Consider the following 214-nt stretch of genomic DNA (forward strand, 5'->3'; position numbering starts at 1 on the left):
GAAAATCAAGAAAAAGAATTGAAACATTATTTTCACAACTATGCGACCAGTTCAGAATTAGAAACAATTATGCTAAAACTTTTGAAGGTTTTAAAACAAGAATATTAGCAAAAATTACAGCATTAACTTTAGTTCAATATATCAATAAATTCATCTTTGATAGACCAATAAATAATATTAAAAATCAAATAATTTAATTACACCCAACGGGTTA

The 214-nt window shown here is 23.8% G+C and carries 1 protein-coding gene; it reads left to right on the top strand.

Translation table 11 applies throughout. The features are described 5' to 3' along the window. Positions 1 to 197 (top strand): transposase (locus tag WFZ85_RS16585; RefSeq protein WP_342697256.1); only part of this gene is annotated, 197 nt, incomplete at its 5' end. Between the last annotated feature and the right edge of the window lie 17 nt (positions 198 to 214).

The sequence above is a fragment of the Flavobacterium aureirubrum genome (assembly GCF_038739835.1).
GTDB classification, from domain to species: Bacteria; Bacteroidota; Bacteroidia; order Flavobacteriales; family Flavobacteriaceae; genus Flavobacterium; species Flavobacterium aureirubrum.